At 69.3% G+C, this 19,655-nt stretch carries 14 protein-coding genes, 1 tRNA gene and 2 pseudogenes; 14 read left to right on the top strand and 3 right to left on the bottom strand.

Translation table 11 applies throughout. The features are described 5' to 3' along the window. Positions 1–59: 59 nt before the first annotated feature. From ACLQ29_RS32685 to ACLQ29_RS32660, 6 genes and pseudogenes are all read left to right on the top strand, one after another. The gene (locus ACLQ29_RS32685) at positions 60–371 is read left to right on the top strand and encodes a hypothetical protein (protein WP_425775228.1); all 312 of its coding nucleotides are present in this window, start codon (positions 60–62) and stop codon (positions 369–371) included. 6 nt (positions 372–377) lie between these two features. After that, positions 378–1,526, top strand: a complete 1,149-nt coding sequence (locus tag ACLQ29_RS32680; protein ID WP_425775227.1) for a hypothetical protein — start codon at positions 378–380, stop codon at positions 1,524–1,526. 362 nt (positions 1,527–1,888) lie between these two features. Then, positions 1,889–3,093 (top strand): annotated as a pseudogene (locus ACLQ29_RS32675) (IS110 family transposase). Between the two features lie 200 nt (positions 3,094–3,293). Next, positions 3,294–3,366, top strand: a tRNA-Arg gene (locus ACLQ29_RS32670). An 857-nt stretch (positions 3,367–4,223) separates the two neighbouring features. Beyond that, positions 4,224–5,099, top strand: coding sequence for a hypothetical protein (locus ACLQ29_RS32665; protein WP_425775226.1), 876 nt, complete (start codon positions 4,224–4,226; stop codon positions 5,097–5,099). Positions 5,100–5,160: 61 nt separating this feature from the next. Continuing rightward, a pseudogene (locus ACLQ29_RS32660) lies at positions 5,161–5,298 on the top strand (S8 family serine peptidase); the annotation flags it as partial. A gap of 381 nt (positions 5,299–5,679) precedes the next feature. On the opposite strand, the gene ACLQ29_RS32655 reads toward ACLQ29_RS32660, so the two are convergent. Continuing rightward, positions 5,680–8,916 (bottom strand): FG-GAP-like repeat-containing protein, encoded by a 3,237-nt coding sequence (locus ACLQ29_RS32655; RefSeq protein ID WP_425775225.1) that lies wholly within the window; start codon positions 8,914–8,916, stop codon positions 5,680–5,682. Between the two features lie 562 nt (positions 8,917–9,478). Here ACLQ29_RS32655 and ACLQ29_RS32650 point away from each other — a divergent pair. Next, on the top strand, positions 9,479–10,168 hold the full coding sequence (locus tag ACLQ29_RS32650; protein WP_425775224.1) for an alpha/beta fold hydrolase: 690 nt from the start codon (positions 9,479–9,481) through the stop codon (positions 10,166–10,168). Positions 10,169–10,358: 190 nt separating this feature from the next. Here ACLQ29_RS32650 and ACLQ29_RS32645 read toward each other — a convergent pair whose 3' ends face one another. Further along, positions 10,359–10,709, bottom strand: a complete 351-nt coding sequence (locus ACLQ29_RS32645; protein ID WP_393366045.1) for a DoxX family protein — start codon at positions 10,707–10,709, stop codon at positions 10,359–10,361. A 175-nt stretch (positions 10,710–10,884) separates the two neighbouring features. Here ACLQ29_RS32645 and ACLQ29_RS32640 point away from each other — a divergent pair, with 175 nt between their 5' ends. From ACLQ29_RS32640 to ispG, 5 genes are all read left to right on the top strand, one after another. Next, entirely contained in the window at positions 10,885–11,532 is a 648-nt protein-coding gene (locus ACLQ29_RS32640; protein ID WP_425775223.1) for a HEAT repeat domain-containing protein, read from the top strand. Positions 11,533–12,050: 518 nt separating this feature from the next. Beyond that, the gene (locus tag ACLQ29_RS32635) at positions 12,051–12,707 is read left to right on the top strand and encodes a Uma2 family endonuclease (protein ID WP_425775222.1); all 657 of its coding nucleotides are present in this window, start codon (positions 12,051–12,053) and stop codon (positions 12,705–12,707) included. Between the two features lie 170 nt (positions 12,708–12,877). After that, on the top strand, positions 12,878–14,089 hold the full coding sequence (gene dxr, locus ACLQ29_RS32630) for a 1-deoxy-D-xylulose-5-phosphate reductoisomerase (RefSeq protein ID WP_425775221.1): 1,212 nt from the start codon (positions 12,878–12,880) through the stop codon (positions 14,087–14,089). Next, positions 14,089–15,339: a M50 family metallopeptidase gene (locus ACLQ29_RS32625; protein ID WP_425775220.1), complete on the top strand. Its 1,251-nt coding sequence runs from the start codon at positions 14,089–14,091 to the stop codon at positions 15,337–15,339. The genes dxr and ACLQ29_RS32625 overlap by 1 nt, the downstream gene beginning before the upstream one ends. 9 nt (positions 15,340–15,348) lie before the next feature. Continuing rightward, positions 15,349–16,521 (top strand): flavodoxin-dependent (E)-4-hydroxy-3-methylbut-2-enyl-diphosphate synthase, encoded by a 1,173-nt coding sequence (ispG, locus tag ACLQ29_RS32620; protein ID WP_393373057.1) that lies wholly within the window; start codon positions 15,349–15,351, stop codon positions 16,519–16,521. 106 nt (positions 16,522–16,627) lie between these two features. On the opposite strand, the gene ACLQ29_RS32615 is transcribed toward ispG, so the two are convergent. After that, a complete protein-coding gene (locus tag ACLQ29_RS32615; RefSeq protein WP_393373060.1) occupies positions 16,628–17,209 on the bottom strand; it encodes a PadR family transcriptional regulator in 582 nt (193 codons plus the stop codon). Positions 17,210–17,344: 135 nt separating this feature from the next. Between ACLQ29_RS32615 and ACLQ29_RS32610 the strand changes: the two genes are divergently transcribed. Together ACLQ29_RS32610 and ACLQ29_RS32605 are read left to right on the top strand one after the other, a co-directional pair. Then, on the top strand, positions 17,345–18,685 hold the full coding sequence (locus ACLQ29_RS32610; RefSeq protein ID WP_425775219.1) for an MFS transporter: 1,341 nt from the start codon (positions 17,345–17,347) through the stop codon (positions 18,683–18,685). Continuing rightward, entirely contained in the window at positions 18,615–19,454 is an 840-nt protein-coding gene (locus tag ACLQ29_RS32605) for a GNAT family N-acetyltransferase (protein WP_393373065.1), read from the top strand. Before ACLQ29_RS32610 ends, ACLQ29_RS32605 begins: the two co-directional genes overlap by 71 nt. Positions 19,455–19,655: the final 201 nt, after the last annotated feature.

Raw genomic sequence — 19,655 nt, 5'->3', positions numbered from 1 at the left:
CGACCATCCTCGCGCATCAGGCTCCGGGCACCGCGAGACCGGTCCGCTATCCTCCGCCGATGGCATCGAAGGGCAACGCCACGCTGCAGGCGATGATCGAGGAAGCCACCGTCGACGCGTACGGCGACGACGAGCAGCTCACCGGCCTGTTCGCCATGCTCAAGGAGCATCTGGCGGTGCCGTTCACCACCACCGTCCTCGGCGTCGAGGTCACCGTGCGGAAGGTCGACCTGACCGCGGACAGCATCGTCGCGGTCTGCACCCGAGGCCGACACCGGCAGAAGATCGACCTCCTCGACCTGCCGCTACCCACCCCCGCGCCGGACGGCGCCGCATGGATCGACGCCTACCGGCGCTGGGCCGGAAGGTAGGCCACGATGAGCGAGTACCAGTACTACGAATTCATCGCCGTCGACCGGCCCCTCACCGGCCGGGAGCGGGCCGAGCTGCGGTCGCTGTCGACCCGGGCCGACATCACCGCCACCAGCTTCGTCAACACCTACGAGTGGGGCAACTTCAAGGGCAACCCCCGCACACTGATGGAACGGTACTTCGACGCCCACGTGTACCTGGCCAACTGGGGAACCCACCAGCTCATGCTGCGGCTACCGAAACACCTGCTCGACCCCGCAACCGTCGCCCATTACTGCCAGGGCGACAGCGCGTCCGTGTGGACCGCCGGCGAGCACATCATCATCGACCTCCACGACGACGAGGACGGCACCGACGAGTGGGACCTCGACGGCCACGGTCTGCTCACCTCGATCATCCCGGTCCGGGCCCGCCTCGCCGCCGGCGACCTGCGTCCGCTCTACCTGGCCTGGCTGCGCTGCGTACAGTCCGAGGAGATCGCCGACGACGAGCCCGAACCGCCCGTCCCCGCCGGACTGGGCACCCTCGACGCGCCCCTCACCGCTGTCGCCGAGTTCCTACGCATCGACTCTGATCTGATCGCGGTTGCGGCGGCCGGGTCAGCGCCAGCCGCCGCCGGTGAACCGGCCGCTGCGCAACTACGCACCTGGGTCGTCGGGCTGCCCGCTCGGGACAAGGACGCCATCCTGACCGACCTGATCACCGGCGGCGACAACCACCTACGCAGCCGACTGTTGCGCCGCTATCGCGACGCACACCCCACCGACGCGGCCACCCCGACGGCCGCCCGCACCGCCGGGGGACTACTCGCCACCGCCGCGAAGTTGCGCGCCGAACGGGAACGACGGGACGTCGACCAGCGCGAACGCGAGCGGGTTCGCCGGGAACGGTCCGCCGCAGCCGCCCGGCAACGACACCTCGACGCTCTCGCGGTCGACCAAACCGCCGCATGGCAGCGGGTTGACGAACTCATCGCCACGAAGAAACCCCGCGAGTACGACACCGCAGTTCAGCTCCTCGTCGACCTACGCGATCTCGGCGAACGCGACGGAGACAGCACATCGTTCCGACAGCGGCTGGCCGAGCTACGGGCGGTGCACGCCCGCAAGCCCAGCCTGCTCGAACGCCTCAACCTCGCAGGCCTCGACACCTGACGCACGGTTGCCGCCCGATGAGCGTCGCCAAAGTGCGGCAAGGTCGTGAGACCCCGTGGCGCACCGGGGACGCCCCGGACAGCCGACGCCAACGGCAGCAGAATCCAGGAGTCCGTCGGGACCCGCAACCATGCATCGAAGTACGTCGTCTGCTGGGTTGGACCCGGAGGGTCGGGTGACTGTCTGGGTGTGTGCTGCCGATGTCATGGCCAGCTAGGAGTAGGACGCCCCGGCCCTCGCTGACGACCGCTGTATCAGCACTGGATGGAGACTTGCGACCGATCGCCCTTCCCGAAGTTGTGGCTACTGAACCGCGGCGGGTCCACGCCCCTGACCAGCACGAGCGAAAAGGGTGATGCCCGATGGGCAGCCTGTGGGCCGGCGTCGACGTCGGCAAGACCTACCACCACGTGTGCGTCGTCGACGACGACGGCACCGTGGTCCTGTCCGAGAAGATCCCCAACGACCAGCAGGCCATCTCCGGCATCGCCGGGCGGCTCGGCAAACGCCGCAAGCCGATCCGCTGGGCCGTCGACCTGCGCGGCGGACCCGCCTCGCTGTTGCTGGCGGTCCTGTTCGACCGCAGCGCGGACGTGCGCTACGTCAGCGGCACCGTCACCTCGCGGATGGCGGAGGCGTTCCACGGCGAACGCAAGACCGACGCCCACGACGCCTACGTCATCGCCCAGACCCTGCGCATGCGCGGCGACCTGCCGACCCTCACCCTCGCAGACGGGGTACAACAGCAGTTGAAGCTCTCGTCTCCCGCCGCTTGGACCTGGTCGCCGACCGGGTTCGCCTCACCGCCCGCATCCAGGACATGCTGGCCATGATCAGCCCCGCTCTGGAGAAGGCGCTGAACCTGCGCAGCAAGGGTGCGCTGCGGCTCCTCGCACAGTGGCAGACCCCCGCCGGACTGCGCCGCGCCGGTGAGGCCCGCATCCTGGCCTACCTACGCCAGCACGGCGTCCGGGCCGCCAAGGCCCTCACCGCCAAAGTCCTCACCGCCGCTCGGGCGCAGACCGTCGCCGTCGCCGGGGAGGCCATCGCAGGCGGGATCCTGGCGCAGATGGCCACCGACCTGGAAGCGGTCAACGACCGCATCACCGCCATCGAGGAAACCATCGCAGGTATCGTCGCCGAGCACGAGCTGGGAGAGATCATCACCAGCCTGCCCGGCATCGGCACCACCCTCGCCGCCGAGTTCCTCGCCCACGCCGGCACCCTGACCACCTACCCCAGCGCCGCGGCACTCGCCGCGCACGCCGGACTCGCGCCGATCTCCCGCGACTCCGGCCGCCGCCAAGGCCACCAGGTCCGACCCCACCGCTACCACCGCGGGCTACGCCGGGTGTTCAGCATGTCCAGCTTCACCGCCCTGACCCACTGCCCACGATCCCGCGCCTACTACGACAAGAAACGAGCCGAAGGAAAGACCCACCGCCAAGCCACCGCCGCCCTGTCCAGACAACGCCTCAACGTCCTCTGGGCCTGCATCCGCGACAAGACTCCCTACCAGCCCAAACAACCAAGATCAGCAGAGGTGGCACCGTGCGAACTCGCGTAGAGACTCCTCCAGCGGATGCCAACCCGGGTCAACCGATGCCAACGCGGGCCATCACGGCCGACCGCCGGTCGCAAACCGGGGCTCGTGTGCTCGGCGTGTGGCCCTGGGCTGGGAGAACGGCGGTCCGGGCAACGTGGGTGAACGTGGGCCACTCCCTGCCACCCCAGGTGAACCCGCAGGTCGTTACACTGACCACTCGCGCCCCCGTAGCTCAGGGGATAGAGCATCGGTTTCCTAAACCGTGTGTCGCAGGTTCGAATCCTGCCGGGGGCACGTCACAGAACCGCGACAACGCCCGGCAATCGGGCGGCTACTGATCGTGCAAGCCAGCTTCGTGATGCCCTGAGAGCACAACGGCGCCTTGGCGTAAGTGGTTAGGGTGCCGTTGTGCTCCAGGCGCGGGTCAGGCCAGGCGGTGCCTGCCGGTGCAAGGCCGAGGTGACGGCAGCCGACCTTGTAGTCGGTGCCCATGCAGGATCGGTGGTCGTCGGCCAGGATCGGTGGTCGTCGGCGTTGATGCAGCGTGCGTGGCTGACCACGCCGGAGTCGGCGGCCTGGCGGAATGCCCGGGCGAGCCGGATTCGGGGACCGGGTCGGCGCGAGCAGATCCCGTAGAACTTCCCCGACACAAACGGGGGTGTTTGACGTCCAGACATGCCGGTGCTGGTGCGACTGCGCAGAGTCTGCCGTCGGAGAACACCCGTGACGTCGTGCCGGCAGGAACGCGCAGTCCAGAAGCCGACAAGTTAGACGCCGCCCCTCGGGCGGTGAACGGACCTGAGGACGATGCCGCTCACCGAGCTGGCACCGTACGGCGTCGGCTCAACCGATCCTTGCGGGCTTGCTTGAGCCGGATGCATGGAAACGTGCACGTCCGGTTCTGAGGGGGCGGCGGCGCAGCAATACGCCGTCGCTGCCCGGCCTGGTCGAGCAAACGGCTGGCCAGGGTTCGTGATGCTCTGTAGGCCGTGCGGCGTGCGCCGTGCGGGTCGGCGCGCGCTCGTGTCGATGACAGGATCCTGCTCGGATGCGTGGGTGTGCTCAACTCAGCGACTCTGTTGAGTCGCGGGGCTCTGTTTGACAGTTGTTGCGATGGTCGAGGCATGCCGAACAGGCCCGAGGACCGCAGGGTGCTGGAGCGCCGCCAGGAGATGGCGCCGCAACACGAGCACGCCGTGTCGCTGGGACACGGGCTGAGGTTGGGACCGGTCGTCGGTCTCTTCGTCCGGGAGACCCAAGGCCCGGCTCAGACGGCCCTCGGGATGCTGCTGATCGGTATGGTCCTCTCGCTGTGCCTCGTGCCGATCGGAGTGGACGAGACCGGGGTCGCCCCGCTGTGGGTCGCTTTTGCGATCGTCGCCGGGCTGTTGGTCGCGATCTTCCTGGTCGGGCGCCAGTTCTTCCGCCCGGGTCGGCTTTGGTGGCTTTACCTGTACGAGGGCGGATTCGCCGCGCTCGACTACCGCGGACGGGTCCGGGACAGCCTGCGCTGGGCGGAGGTGGACGAGGTCGACTGGGAGTGGAGCCCGCACGTGGACGCTGCCGGTGCCAGCTTGGTCGGCTACCGCCTCCGTGGCCGCGACGGCCGGGTGGTGCAACTGCCGACCGCGTTCACAAACGCTTACGACCCCTACGGCCCGGTCGGCGGCATCCTGGGCGCCCTGTCCCCAAGAATCGGCGAGCTGCTGCCTCAGTTCCCGATACTGGCCGAGTCGTTGGACGCTGCGGCCGTTAAGCCTCTCGCCCGCCGTGCCCTGGACCGGCTCGCAGCCGGGCAGGCGCTGGCCTTCGGCAAGGTGACCGTTGACCCCCACGGCCTCACGTACGCGAAGAAGCCCACCGTTTCCTGGGGCGAAGTCACCGGCTGGAAACTCGACGATGGCCAGCTCAAGATCGAGCGGGCGCCGGGCCGACCCAAACGGCTCGTCATCCCGATGACGGAGGTTGAGGGCGGCTGGATCCTGATCCACGTACTGGCCGGACGTGCGCAGGCGACGGAGAGCTGACGTCCCACGGTGATGGTTCAGCGTCGGGCCCCACGGTCCGGGTCACTACACGGTCACCGGCTCGGGTGTGGCCGCCGCCTACGTCGCGGGCGCTGCCGCTCTGGTCCGCTCGTACCATCCCGATCTGAAGCAGGCCGATGTCAAGGCCCGGCTGGAGCAGACCGCGCGGCCCGCGCCCGGCGGGGAACGGACGGCCTCGCAGGGCGCCGGCACCCTCGACGTGTACGCCGCGGGTGATCGCGGTCCTCCCGCCCCAGCACGTCGGCCCGGTCCCGGGAAATCTCGCCACCGTGGTCATGCCGACCAGGCCCGGCGTCCACCGCTCCACCCGCGTGGCGCTGCTGATCGTCGCCGCAACAGCCCTGATCTTCATCGTCGGGCTCGCCCGCCACCCCGCCACCCCGCCGCCCCGCCGACACCCCGCCGCCCCGTACCGAGCAGGAGCGCTGGTAGCCCGCAAAGGGCCGACCAGGTCGGGCCTGCACATGACCTTCGCGACCCTGCTGTACGGCGCCGCGCTCCAGCCCCACCGACGAGAACGCCCGGCGGCTCGCAACGAGCTGCCGGGCGTTTCCTGTTGTCAGCTGGCGTTGGTCCAGGCTCGCGTGGCGCCGGTGGCAGGGTCGACGTCGAGATAGTCGGCCCGGCCGTCCCCGTTGATGTCGGCGAGCTGGATCTGGTTGCCGGGGCTGCCGACACCGTCGGCGACCTTGCCGCCGTTCAGCCACAGCCAGTTGCCGTTGCCGTTACGACCACCGTTCTGCCAGACGTCGATGGTGCCGTTGTCGCCGAGGGCGATGTAGTCGGCCCGTGCCGTCCCGTAGAGCGGCGCGAACCGCACGCTGGTGCCAGCCACGTGGACGCCGACGGCGACCGTGTCGATCGAGGTCCACCGCCAACCGCCGCCGCTGGATGCGCCGACGCTCAGCCAGGCTTCGACCGAGCTGTCCGGCGCCACGTCGAGGTAGTCGGCCTTGCCGTCCCCGTTGACGTCGGCGAAACGGATCTGGCCGCCCGGGGACCCGACGCCGGTGGCCACGATGCCCTGCGAGTTGAAGACCCAACCACCACCGTTGCCCGGCCCGCCGTTGATCCACCCCTCGACCGAGCTGTCGGCGTCGACGGCCAGGTAGTCGGCCTTGCCGTCCCCGCTGATGTCGGCGAACCGCACATTGCTGCCGGGCACGCCGACACCGGTGGCGACCGTGCCGACGAAGTTCCACGCCCTGGCGCCGTTGCCCTGGGAGCCGCCGTTCAGCCAGGCCTTGACCGAGCTGTCCGCGCTGACCTCCAGATAGTCCACCCGGCGATCGCCGTTGAGGTCGGCGTACACGACCCGGGCGTGGTTGCCGGTGGCGACCGAGCCCCGCGAGGCCCATTGCCACCCGCCGCCGGGGGCCGCGCCGGAGTTCTTCCACATCCGGATGCCGCCGGTGACCGGGTCGACGTCGAGATAGTCCGCCTTGCGGTCGCCGTCCAGGTCGGCGAGCTGGATCTGGCCGCCGGGGGAACCGACGCCGGGGGCCACCACCCCTTGCGAGGACCATCTCAGGTTGGGCGGGACGGTATGAAAGTCCGTGTCCGTCGCTCCGTTGAGCCAGGCCCGTATCGAACTGTCCGGCCCGATGTCGAGGTAGTCGGCCTTGCCGTCACCGTTGAGGTCGGCGAAGCGGATCTGGTTGCCCGGGGAACTGACGCCGGCGGCGATCTCGCCTTGCTTGAACCAGCCCCATACCCCCGCCCCCGTCCGGCCGATGAGCCAGGCGAGCACCGAGCTGTCCGGCCGGACCCAGAGGTAGTCGGGCCGGCCGTCATCGTTGATGTCGGCCAAGCGGACCTGGCTGCCGGGCGCATCGAGACTGGGGACGATCTGCCCTGCCGAGTTCCAGATGTACCGGCCTTGCGAGTCGGTGCCGCCGTTGACATACAGGCCCAGGGAGCCGGTGTTGGGGTTGATCTGCACCAGGTCGGCCCGGCCGTCGACGTTCATATCGGCGGTCTGCCACAGGAAGCCCGGAGCGTACGGGAAGCCGCTGGAACCGTGTCCGATCCAGGCGATCGTGCCGTCCAGGCCGGCGCCGCCGTTGACCCACACGTTCACGGAGCCGTCGGAGTGGCTGACGAGGTAGTCGTCTCGGCCGTCGCCGTCGACATCGCCGAACAGGACCTTGTCGCCGCTGCCGAGCGACAGGCTGCCCGGGTAGGAATCGCGGCTCATCGTGCCGGGCGCCACCACTCCTTGGTAGTTCCACGCCCGGACCGGGGCGGCCGTCGGGGTCACGGCGCCGGGTGCCACGATCCAGCCGGCGTCGGCCACGGCGAGAACACCGCGGTAGAACTCCGCGCTCATCTTCCGGTAGCCGGCGTCGTTGGGATGAATTCCGTCGGCCAGGTCGGATGTGGTCACCGCGCTCATGCTGACCAGATACACGTGCTTGCCGTCCGCCCGCCTCGTCGCCACCAGGCCGGGCACTGCCTGGTTGAAGGCGGCGATCCGGGCCTGGGTGGCCGAGTTGCCGGACGGGACGATGGTCGAGACCAGCAACGTCACCTGGGGCACCGCCCGGAAGATCTGGTCGATCAGGCTGCCGAGCCGGCCCGGGGCGCCGGCTGGTTCGCCGTTCTGGTGCATGTCGTTGGTGCCGATGTGCAGCAGCACCACATTGGGCCGGTAAGTGCTCAGCACGGAGTCCGCGATGCCGGCGATGTCCGCGATGCGCCAGCCGGAGTGCCCCTCGTGGGCGTTCGGTGCCGGGCCGGAGCGCTGCGAGCCGACGAACTCGACCTGCCCGCCCTGAGCGGTCAAAGCGCTGTGGAGACCCGAGCGGTATCCCGACCCGGTCGAACTGCTCACGCCGTACGTGATCGAGTCGCCCATCGGCATGACCCTCAGCGGCACATCGGCCATGCCGACCTCGTCGACGGCCCTGCGAACATCGGTCACGTGCTCTCTGAGCCAGGTTCCTGCCTGGATCAGCGCGGGCTTGAAGGACGCGAACCATCGGCCCACCTTCGTGGCCAGCGTGACGACGCCGTTGCCGGCCCGCTCGAGGTAGCCGGGGAGGGTGGTCTCGGCCCAGTGTCCGATGCCGGATTCCCAGGCGGCCGCACCGGCGGCCTGGATGATTCCTGCGACGATCAGATGTGCCCAGACGCTGCCATCGAGCGTGCCGCCGTCCACCGCGATCAGGATGCCGCCGCGGGTGAGGTTGCCCAGGAACGTGCCCACGAAGGCGCAGACGGGCTTCGCGACGGGAAGCACAAGCGGGCTGGTGATGGCCACCAGCGCCCCGACGCAGAGCGCCCGCGAAACGATCAGCACTGTGACGCCGGCGCCGGTGGCGAGAATCTGCGCCAGCCAGCCGGCATCGGTCTGGACCTCCGGCCGGGTGACCGTGAGAGACAGTTCGGCCTCCGTCACGCTGATCGTGCCGTCGAAGTCGGGCCAGGAGTCCATACCCGGGTACGTGGCACCGGGCGGATTCGCCTGGGTCTCCGCCTGGAATGTCGACCCGAACGCCGGGCCACGGCCCTGGAACTCCGAAGCCGCCTCGCGTACCCGGGCGACATCGACCGTCTCCCCCAGATCCAGGGTGAAGACGATGTCATCGTCCGCGGCCTCGACGGTCATGCTGCCGAGTGGGCCCATCGGAACCTGGGCGGGCAGCGTGGCCGGCGCCCGGTCCGGAACGGCCTGGGCCGGTGCCGCCAGCCCGCCGCCGATCAGGGCTGCCACCACGATCATCGCGGTACTGATCCGCAGTCGGGCCAACACAGCGGATTTCGGCCGGGGCCGCAGGGCGCCGCTTCTTCTCACAGGTCCTCCGTCGTCGGTACCGCCCGGGAGGCCGTCGAGGTCTCGTCAGAAAGCGGGCGGTGGGCAGGCAGGCAGGCAGGCAGGCAACGATGCTGTCCACCGCGCAAGTCCGCTCGCAGCGATCACAGCAGGCGCTGATTAACGAAGACCATCGATTGAGTGAAGTGCCAGCTTCCGGTCGTCAGCGCACGAAGCACCGTTTGGAACCGCCTGCCAACCTGCAGCCACCTTGGCAGCTCGACAACCAGGTCAACGCGCGCCATCGGCGCAGCTCAATCCAGGCAGCGTCACGGTCAAGCCGTGCAGGTTTGTCTCTAGCCGGGGGCACCAGCGCGAGGTCTTGACCAGCGAAAGCCAGCCAGAGTCTTTCCGTCGGAAGCTGCTCGGCTCACGCCATCCGGATACCCTCGACGACCGTGGCAGCCGTGCCCGACGGCGAGGCGGGACGGCGACTCCGCTGGCGCCTCGAACAGCTGCTGACGATCCGGGGTGGTCAGAGCCCACTCTTCTGCCCACGGGCGAATGTCTTGAATTCCGCGTCGACCGTGGCCAGGCTCGGGGCATGCCCGAGTTGATGGACGTCGCGGTCGGAGATCTACGCCTCTCCCTGCAGGTGTGGTCCGCAGTTGACAGCAGCGGGACGCCTGCCGTGCTGCTTCACGCCCTCGGCCGGACCGCGTGTGACTGGGACGTGATCGCCTCCGGTCTGCGCGCCGAGCGCACGGTCTACGCCGTCGACCTGCGGGGTCACGGTGCCAGCGACTGGCCCGGCAGCTACAGCCTGGAACTGTTGACGCACGACGTCATCGGCGTCTTGGAGCGGCTGAATCTCGGACCGGTGGACCTGGTCGGCCATTCCCTCGGCGGCCTGGTGGCCTGCCGGGTGGCCGCCGAGGGACGGGACAGCGTCCGCAGACTCGTGCTCGAGGACATCGGATATCTGCACCCGCGGCCGCCCGGACTTCCCGACCGTCCCGCGGGGGACCTGCCCTTCGACTGGCACTTGGTGGAGCAGATCCGACCCGAGATCGACGATCCGGATCCGGGCTGGGCCGACATCGTCGCCCAGATCACGGCACCCACGCTGATCATCGGTGGCGGCCCGGCGAGTTCCATCCCCCAGGAGCATCTCGTCGAACTCGCCGACCGTCTGGCCGACGCGCGGCTGACGACGATCACGGCCGGTCACCTGGTCCACGAGGCGGTTCCCGACGAGTTTCTCCGGACCCTGACGGCGTTCCTCGCCGAATAACGACACCGTCCACTGCGAAGGCTTTCGACGACGCGACCTCATCCCTGTGGATGCCGGTTGGGGCCCCACCCGCGACGACGCCACTCTGGTCGGCTCGTACGACGCGGCGGTGCTGACCGTCGGCAGTTGACCGTCGGGCCCGATCGGCGGCGGACGACGAGGCAACCACGAGCAGGCCTACCGGCACGGGTCACCAGTGGTAGGCCAGGTTCACCGCCAGCGTGGCAACGGTGGTGGTGAAGAAGACGGCCCACCCGACCAGGTGGCGGGAACCCACCCGCAGGTGCGCGATGAGCGCGCCGACGAAGTACAGCACGAGGCCGGCGGCGGCGAGGGTGCCCACCAGCGGTACGGCGAATCCGGCCAGCAGGCCCAGCGAGCCCGCCGCCAGCGTCAGGCCCAACCGGGGCATCCACGAGTGTGGCAGGCGCTTCATGTCGATCTGGGCCTTCGGGTAGTCGTGGCCGATCAGGTAGGTGACGGCGGCGATGCCGGTGAAGACCGAGGCGAGAATCGTGAGCGTGACGTAAGCGGCGAACATGTGTCCTCCTTGTGGTTGTCTGCCTCAAGGACGGATCGGTGCCGCGGATTGTTACCTGAGGTGCTGTGACCTGGGGCACAGCGCGTGCCACGCCGGGTCGTGTGGTGCGTCAGACGCAGCGTGGGGGGGGGGGGGCCCCCCCCCCCACCCCAAGGCTGTTGCTGAAAGTGGCGGTATGGAATACCTCGATCTCTCGCCTTACGAGTACCGGACATTTCCACTTCCTATGCGCTCTGTGGGATGGCTGGGCCGCAAGTATGGGGTCCAGGGCGTTGGCGCATCCGCATCCGGGGTGACCGGATACGAGTTGGAGCTCCTGTTAAGCGCTTCGTGGCGCTTGTCGAGCCTCACCTTGGGCTTCCATGAATGCGAGTTCTGTCGCGAAGGTCCCGTGTTCGAGGGGAACGGGGAATATCATTACTACACTCAGGCTGGTGAGGTGTATTCGGCGCCAATGATGATTCTGCATTACGTTGAAAAACACGGATACCGCCCTCCTGGGGTTTTCCTGAGAGACTTGGCCGATATCAGTACTCTAGTGTGGGATTGGAGGTCCGAGCGTCTCTCCGGACTGCTTCTCGATGAATCAGAGGACTTGGATATACGCTGCGAGGCTATCGTTGATCTAGCGAATTGGAAGGACCCCCGAGCTCTCGAAGCCTTGGTCCACGCGGCTCGAGATGAAGAGCTATCTGATGTTGCGGGCGACGAAATCGGAAGGTCTTTGGGCGCGTTTTTAGGCCTTGATTTCGCAAAAGACATTCGCGTTGACAGCTTCCCAGATCTTGTCAGATTCGGGATCAATCAACATCTGACGGGCTGATTCACGAAGGTTGGCAGGACCAAGCCGTCGTCGACGGGTGCGTGTCGGCTGCTTGGATTAACGGCGGGGGTGCTCTCGTCTCGATTTAGTCTGGGGCCGGATCTGTCGGTTGTGCCGATGCCTGCTGGCTTGGCCGATTGGGCATCGAAGAGCCTGTCGACGTGGCGAGGTGAGGCAGTGGTGGCTGCGGCCGGGCGGGAGCGGCATCCCACCGTCGATGAAGAATTCTTCGCGCCTCAGAGCTTGCCGCGGGCCTGGCGGTAACGAGCCCGACCGCGCAGCGAGGGCCTTGTGCGGAGCGGCAAGAGATTCCTCCGCACTGCTGTGGATCATCGATCGATTGACGGCTCCGGCAATTCACCGTGACGTCCAGGCCTCGCTCTCAATTCAGGCGCAGTTGTGCGATGAAGCCCGCTGGTTTCCCACGCATCGACGGACAGGCTGTGCGACCGGGGTTTCGCGGGGCTGCGGGACTAGGCTGAGCTGAGCAGGATGGTCCGCTGAGGGGGTGAGCCCGGATGGCCCAGGCAGCGTTCGTGCCGGAGCCGGCGCCGCAGCACACCGAGCCGTCGTTCGACGTGCTGCGGTGGCACGACGAGCCGTGGACCGCGCAGCTCGCCCTCGACCTGTTGCCGGAGACCAACGGCCCCAAGGTTGAGGTCCTGAGCGGAAGCGTGATCGTGACACCACACGCGGGAATCGATCATCAGTCGGTCGAGCGAGAGTTGCCGTACGTGCTGCACCGTGCTGCGCGGAAGGCCGGATTCTGGGTCTATCCGGAGATCAATGTGATCTCCGGGGATGATCTTTTCATCCCGGACATCGCTGTGCTGCGCACATCAGGTGGTGGCCGCGCCGCGGTTCCCATCGCCGAGGCGGTGCTGCTGGGGGAGATCGTTTCCCCGGGAAACCGGCGCAAGGACGTGATCGACAGGCCCCGGGAGTACGCGGCCGTCGGGGTGCCGTTCTTCCTCCGGGTGGACCTGCGCAACCGGGTGCCGACGATCGCCCTGCTCGAGTTGGTCGACGGTGAATATCGCCCGTTGGCCGCCGCTGCGGCGGGAAGCACCTTCGCCATGCGGGAGCCGTTCGAGTTCGCCATCGACCCGGCCGAACTGCTCGACGAGGAAGCGTCAGATCCGACGCCCGCCGACTCGGCCGACGACCTGGCGTGATCGACACGGTTTCGTTGAAGTCGGGGTGTCCGGGTGCCGGGGATAGCCCGGTTTCCTGGAAGGCGAGTTGATCAAGGGTCGGCGGCGCTCGACGGGCGGCGCGGAACAGGTGGGCGGGGAGGGTTGAGGCTCCCAGCGGGTGTTCAGTGACCGTGGGGGAGAATGGCCGTGTGACTTCCCCCCGCGACCTCGTCCTGCTCGGGTCCACCGGTTCGATCGGCACGCAGGCCATCGACATCGTCCGGCGCAACCCGGACCGGTTCCGGGTGGTCGCGGTGGGTGCGGGTGGCGGCAACGTCGAGCTGCTCGCCGCGCAGGCCCTGGAGTTGGGCGTCGAGGCGGTCGGGGTGGCCAAGGCGTCCGCCGCGCAGGACCTGCAACTCGCGTTCTACGCCGAGGCGAGCCGGCGTGGCTGGGCCACCGGAGACTTCAAGCTTCCCAAGATCGTGGCCGGGCCGGACGCCATGACCGAGCTGGCCCAGTGGCCCTGCGACATCGTGCTCAACGGGGTGGTCGGCTCGCTGGGCCTCGCTCCTACGCTGGCCGCGCTGCGGGGTGGTCGTACCCTCGCGTTGGCCAACAAGGAGTCGCTCGTGGCCGGCGGCCCGCTGGTCAAGGCCGCGGTGACGCGGCCGGGGCAGATCGTGCCTGTCGACTCGGAGCACTCGGCGCTGGCGCAGTGCCTGCGCAGCGGGACGCGCGGCGAGGTGCGGCGGTTGATCGTCACGGCCAGCGGCGGCCCGTTCCGGGGTCGGGGGCGCGACGAGTTGACGCATGTCACACCGGGGCAGGCGCTCGCCCACCCGACGTGGAACATGGGGCCGGTCGTCACGATCAACTCGGCGACCATGGTCAACAAGGCGCTTGAGGTGATCGAGGCGCACGAGTTGTTCGACGTGCCGTACGCCGACATCACCGTGATGGTGCACCCGCAGTCGGTGATCCACTCGATGGTCGAGTTCGTCGACGGGTCGACGATCGCCCAGGCCAGCCCACCGGACATGCGGCTGCCCATCGCGCTCGGCATCGGTTGGCCGGACCGGGTGCCCGAGGCCGCCACCGCCGTCGACTGGACGGCCGCGCACACCTGGGAGTTCGCTCCGCTTGACGACGTCGCGTTCCCGGCCGTCGCCCTGGCCAAGGCCGCCGGGGAGGCCGGGCGCTGCCGCCCGGCGATCTACAACGCGGCGAACGAGGAGTGCGTGGCGGCGTTCGTGGCGGGCCGACTGCCGTTCCTCGGCATCGTCGACACCCTGGAGCGCGTGCTGGAGGACGCTCCGGACTTCGACGAACCAGGTACCGTCGACGACGTGCTCGCGGCCGAGTCGTGGGCACGCGCGCACGCGCAGGAGATCATCGCGGGTTCGGTGGAAGGAGCTTGATGTCGTACCTGCTCGGGGTGGTCCTCTTCGCCCTGGCCATCCTCGTCTCGGTAAGTCTGCACGAGGCGGGGCACCTGCTGACCGCCAAGATGTTCGGGATGAAGGTCACCAAGTACTTCGTCGGCTTCGGCCCCACCATCTGGTCGTTCCGGCGGGGTGAGACCGAGTACGGCCTCAAGGGCATCCCCCTCGGCGGCTTCTGCAAGATCGTCGGGATGACGCCGCAGGACGACGACGTCGAGCCGGGCGACGAGTCGCGCGTGATGTGGCGCTACCCGGTGTGGAAGCGCACGATCGTGATGGCCGCCGGGTCGATCACCCACTTCGCGCTCGCCCTGGTCACGATCTGGATCCTCGCCGTCTCCGCAGGCCTGCCCAACCCCGACTTCCCGACCACCGAGGGGCAGGCCCGCCAGGAGCCCGCCGTCATCCAGCTCAGCCAGTGCGTGGTGCCGGAGAACGCGGTGCGCGCCTGTACGTCCGCCGACGCGGCCAGCCCGGCGGCCCAGGCGCAGCTGCGCAACGGTGACCGGATCACCTCGATCAACGGCACCCCGATCGGCAACTACGGCGACCTGCTCACCACCCTGCGCACGCTCAAGCCGGGGGAGACCGCGCAGATCCAGTACGTCCGTGACGGGCAGCCGGGCAGCGCCAGCACGGTGCTCGCGCAGACCCAGCGTCCGCCGTTGGACAACCCGAAGGGCGCCGCCGCGCCGGTGGCCGCGCTCGGCGTCGGGCTCGTCCCCAGCACGCCCACCCGCGTGACGTACGGCCCGGTCGGCGCCTTCGGCGCCACCGCCGACTTCACAGGTGAACTGGCCGTCGGCACCGCGAAGGCGCTCCAACGCCTCCCGCAGAAGGTCCCCGCCCTGTGGACCGCCCTCACCGGCGGCGAACGGGACGTCGACACCCCGATCAGCGTGGTCGGCGCCAGCCGCCTCGGCGGCGAGGCGGTGGAGAACAACGCCTGGCTCGTCTTCTTCATGCTCTTCGTGTCACTGAACTTCTTCATCGGCGTGTTCAACCTGCTGCCGCTGCTCCCGGTGGACGGCGGCCACATCGCCATCGCCTGGTTCGAACGGGCCCGCTCCTGGGTCTACGCGCGCATCGGCCGGACCGACCCCGGCCGGGTGGACTACCTCAAACTGATGCCCTTCACGTACGTGGTGATCCTGATCGGTGGCGCGTTCACGCTGCTGACCATCGCCGCGGACGTCGTCAACCCCATCACGCTCTTCTCAAGGTGAGTGCCTGAAGTGACAGCTATCAGTCTCGGTATGCCCGCCGTGCCGCCCCCGCCGCTCGCTCCCCGTCGGGCCAGCCGCCAGATCATGGTGGGTTCGGTGCCGGTCGGTGGCGGCGCGCCGGTGTCCGTGCAGTCGATGACCACGACCCTCACCTCCGACATCAACGCCACGCTCCAGCAGATCGCCGAGCTGACCGCGTCCGGCTGCCAGATCGTCCGGGTGGCCGTGCCCTCGCAGGACGACGTCGAGGCGCTGCCCGCGATCGCCAAGAAGTCCCAGATCCCGGTGATCGCCGACATCCACTTCCAGCCCAAGTACGTCTTCGCGGCGATCGACGCCGGCTGTGCGGCCGTCCGGGTCAACCCGGGCAACATCCGCCAGTTCGACGACAAGGTCAAGGAAATCGCTCGTGCCGCGGGCGCGGCAGGAGTGCCGATCCGGATCGGCGTCAACGCCGGGTCGCTGGACAAGCGCCTGCTGAGCAAGTACGGCAAGGCCACCGCCGAGGCGCTCGTCGAGTCGGCGCTGTGGGAGTGCTCGCTGTTCGAGGAGCACGGCTTCCGCGACATCAAGATCTCGGTCAAGCACAACGACCCGGTCGTGATGATCCGCGCGTACCGGCAGCTCGCCGAGCAGTGTGACTACCCGCTGCACCTGGGAGTCACCGAGGCCGGCCCGTCCTTCCAGGGCACCATCAAGTCCGCGGTCGCCTTCGGCGCCCTGCTCGCCGAGGGGATCGGCGACACCATCCGGGTGTCGCTGTCCGCCCCGCCGGTCGAGGAGATCAAGGTCGGCAACCAGATCCTGGAGTCGCTGGGCCTGCGCGAGCGTGGCCTGGAGATCGTCTCCTGCCCGTCCTGCGGACGTGCCCAGGTGGACGTCTACAAGCTCGCCGAGGAGGTCACCGCCGGCCTGGAAGGGCTGCCGGTGCCGCTGCGGGTCGCCGTGATGGGCTGCGTCGTCAACGGTCCGGGCGAGGCTCGCGAGGCTGACCTCGGCGTCGCCTCGGGCAACGGCAAGGGCCAGATCTTCGTCAAGGGCAAGGTCGTCAAGACGGTGCCCGAGGCGCAGATCGTGGAGACGCTCATCGAGGAGGCGCTGCGGATCGCCGACGAGATGGGCGCCGAGCTGCCCGAGGAACTGCGCGGGCTGATCAGCGGCCCAACCGTCACCGTGCACTGATCTCCACTGCCTGCGGAAAGCGGCCGCCTCCCCTCGGGGAGACGGCCGCTTTCCTCGCTTTTGGGTGGCGCTTGTCGTGCTTGTCGTGCTTGTCGTGCGCCGCGGCTCACTCGGATTCGGCGAGGATCGCGTACAGCTTGCGCCGGGTCTCGTCGAGCACCTGGGCGGCCCGCTCACGCTGGTCGTCGGTGCCGTTCATCATCACCTGACGCAGGGCGTTCATCGCCTGCGCGCCGGAGTCGCGGATGTCGTGCCAACTGCTCACGGTGCCCTGGGCGACGTCCGCCCACGCCGGGGTCTGCGCGGCCTCGGTGGCCTCGGCCTGGCCGGCCTCGGTGACCGTGAACCGCTTCCGCCCGCCGCCGGACTCCTCCGTGCTGGCGACGATCACACCCTCGTCCTCCAGCAGTTGGAGAGTGGGGTAGATGGAGCCCGGGCTCGGCCGCCACGCACCGCCGGTGCGGGAGTCGATCTCCTGGATCATCTCGTAGCCGTGCATCGGCCGCTCGGTGAGCAGGGCCAGCACGGCGGCTCGGACGTTGGGGCGTCGGCCCCGACCCCGGCCACGGCCTCGACCGCCCCAGGGGCCGCCGGGTCCGTGCTCGTGCGGGCCGGGCGGGATCGGCGGGAAGCCGAATCCGCGCATCCGGGCCTCGTGCATCTGGTGGTGCTGTCGGTGGAACCGCATCGGGTTCTTCCTCTCTTCGTACTGTCGCTGATGCATCAACGATATATCGGCAACGCATCGGCGACAAGTCTTCAATTGCGCCGGCGACAAGCCTTCAATTGCAAACCGTACGTACGTCTTGCTAGCGTCGCGGTCATGCGCCTGCTTCCCCCACCGGGCCCGGCCCGCGTCCTCACCACCGGCACCCTGGTCAAGACCGTCGGCCGAGGGCTCTGGCTCGTCGCGAGCGCGCTCTTCCTCACCCGCTCGGTCGGCCTGTCGGCGACCCAGGTGGGCATCGGTCTGACCATCTCGGCCCTCGTCGGCGTGCTGGCCAGCACACCGAGCGGCTACCTGGCCGACCGCGTCGGCCCCCGCGGCGTGCAGGTCGGCGCACTGTTCGCCGCCGGCACCCTGACCACAGGTCTGATCGCCGTACGCTCGTTCCCCACCTTCGTGCTCGTCGGAGCCGCCACGGCGCTTGCCGACGCCATCGAGCGCGGCGCCCGGGGCGCGCTGATCGCCGGAGCGATCCCCGCCGACCAACGGGTACGCACCCGCGCCTACCTGCGGGCCACCACGAACGTGGGGATCTCCGTCGGCGCGGTCCTCGGCGGCTTCGCCATCGCCGCCGACACCCGAACCGGCTACGTCGCGCTGATCCTCACCGCCGCGGCGGCCTCCCTGGCCGCGGCGACGATCTTCCTCCGCCTGCCCAGCGTCGCCCCGATCGCCGCCCCGACGCACGGCCCCCGACTGATCGCCCTGCGGGACCGCCCGTTCCTCGCCTTCACCCTTGTCGACGGGCTGATGTCCATGCACTTCAGCCTGCTCACCATCGCCCTGCCGCTGTGGATCGCCGGGCACACCCGGGCGCCGATCTGGATGATCTCCGCGCTGACGCTCGTCAACACAGTGCTCGTGGTGCTCCTCCAGGTCCGCGCCGCCCGGAGCGCCACCACAGTGCCCGGAGCCGCCCGCGCGGCCCGTCGCGCGGGCGTGGCCATCGCCCTTGCCTGCGTACTCTTCGCCGCCAGCGGCGCACTGCCCACCGTCGGCGCGGTGGGCCTGCTCGGCGTCGGGTCGATCGCCCACGCAACCGGGGAACTGTGGCACTCCGCCGCCGGCTGGGGCATCTCCTTCGGGCTGGCGCCGGCCGACGCCCAGGGGCAGTACCAGGGGACGTACGGCATGGGTTACGAACTGGGCAAGATGCTCGCGCCGGCGGTGGTGACCACCCTCGCGCTCGGCTGGGGCGTACCGGGCTGGTTGGTGCTCGGTGCCCTGTTCCTCCTGCTCGGGGCACTGGTGCCCCCGGTCGTCAGGTGGGCCGGGCGGAGCCGGCCGACAAGCGCGCCCGCCGAGCCGGTGCCGGCCTTGCCACTCGACCGGCGAAGCGGGGGGTCGATCTGGCAGGCTGGTAGTCGTGCTGACGGTGCCGGTACGCCAACTGGGGGAATCGGAGCGCCGCGCGGTCGAGCGTCTACTCGACCATGACCCGTTCGCGGGCGCGCAGGTCGCCGAGCGGATCGCCGCGCGCGGGCTGTCCTGGTGGCGGGCCGAGGGCAGAATCCTGGGGTACGGCGCGCGCCGCAACCTCGAATCACTGTGCTGGCTCGGCGGCAACCTCACGCCGGTGCTGGCGACCGACGCCGCGGTAGCCGCCTTCGCCGACCTGCTCGCCGGCGAGGAGCGGCTCTGCTCCTCGATCGTCGGCCGAGCCGATGCGGTGCTCGGGCTGTGGGACCGCCTCTCCGACACGTGGGGGCCAGCGCGGGACGTCCGCCCCAACCAGCCACTGCTGGCCACCGACACCCTGCCACCCGTACCGGCCGACCCGGAGGTACGCCAGGTCCGCTCCGGCGAGGTCGATCGGCTCTTCCCCGCCGCGGTGGCCATGTACACCGAGGAGGTCGGCGTCTCCCCGCTGGCCGAAGACGCCGGACGCAGCTACCGCCGGCGGGTCAACGACCTGGTCCGGGCCGGTCGGGCGTACGCCCGCTTCGTCGACGGCAAGGTCGTGTTCAAGGCCGAGTTGGCCGTGGTCACCAAGCGGACGGCGCAGGTCCAGGGCGTCTGGGTGGCGCCTGAGTGGCGGGGTCGAGGAATCGCGACCGCCGCCATGGCAGCCGTGGTCCGCGACGCGCTGCTGCGGGTCGCCCCCACCGTCAGCCTGTATGTCAACGACTTCAACCTCCCAGCCCGCCGGGTGTACGAGCGCTGCGGCTTCCAGCCGATCGGCACCCTCGCCACGGTCCTCTTCTGACCCCTGCGGGGTGCCGTCGGGTCGCGTGGAAGACGCCGCTGGCCGGCACCCCGGGTTGCGGGTGCCGGCCAGCGGTCGGTGTCGTGGTGCGGTGGTGCTGGTGTCAGCTGTTCCAGTGCTGGTTGACGAGGTCGGTGGCCTGCTGCTCCCACTGGGCGTAGGCGTCGGGGTAGGCGGAGACCTGGACGGTCTGCGCGGCGT

Source organism: Micromonospora sp. DT228 (genome assembly GCF_049841595.1).
Classification (GTDB): domain Bacteria; phylum Actinomycetota; class Actinomycetes; order Mycobacteriales; family Micromonosporaceae; genus Micromonospora.
Note: the sequence above shows the minus strand (reverse complement) of the source record. Positions and strands in the feature narration are given on the sequence as shown.

What these genes read in the sequence shown, in the direction of transcription:
- ACLQ29_RS32610 (WP_425775219.1), top strand. Translation starts at nt 17,345, where the DNA reads ATGCGCCTGCTTCCCCCACCGGGCCCGGCCCGCGTCCTCACCACCGGC.
- ACLQ29_RS32650 (WP_425775224.1), top strand. Translation starts at nt 9,479, where the DNA reads ATGCCCGAGTTGATGGACGTCGCGGTCGGAGATCTACGCCTCTCCCTG.
- ACLQ29_RS32625 (WP_425775220.1), top strand. Translation starts at nt 14,089, where the DNA reads ATGTCGTACCTGCTCGGGGTGGTCCTCTTCGCCCTGGCCATCCTCGTC.
- ACLQ29_RS32615 (WP_393373060.1), bottom strand. Translation starts at nt 17,209, where the DNA reads ATGCGGTTCCACCGACAGCACCACCAGATGCACGAGGCCCGGATGCGC.
- ACLQ29_RS32635 (WP_425775222.1), top strand. Translation starts at nt 12,051, where the DNA reads ATGGCCCAGGCAGCGTTCGTGCCGGAGCCGGCGCCGCAGCACACCGAG.
- ACLQ29_RS32645 (WP_393366045.1), bottom strand. Translation starts at nt 10,709, where the DNA reads ATGTTCGCCGCTTACGTCACGCTCACGATTCTCGCCTCGGTCTTCACC.
- ACLQ29_RS32680 (WP_425775227.1), top strand. Translation starts at nt 378, where the DNA reads ATGAGCGAGTACCAGTACTACGAATTCATCGCCGTCGACCGGCCCCTC.
- ACLQ29_RS32640 (WP_425775223.1), top strand. Translation starts at nt 10,885, where the DNA reads ATGGAATACCTCGATCTCTCGCCTTACGAGTACCGGACATTTCCACTT.
- ACLQ29_RS32685 (WP_425775228.1), top strand. Translation starts at nt 60, where the DNA reads ATGGCATCGAAGGGCAACGCCACGCTGCAGGCGATGATCGAGGAAGCC.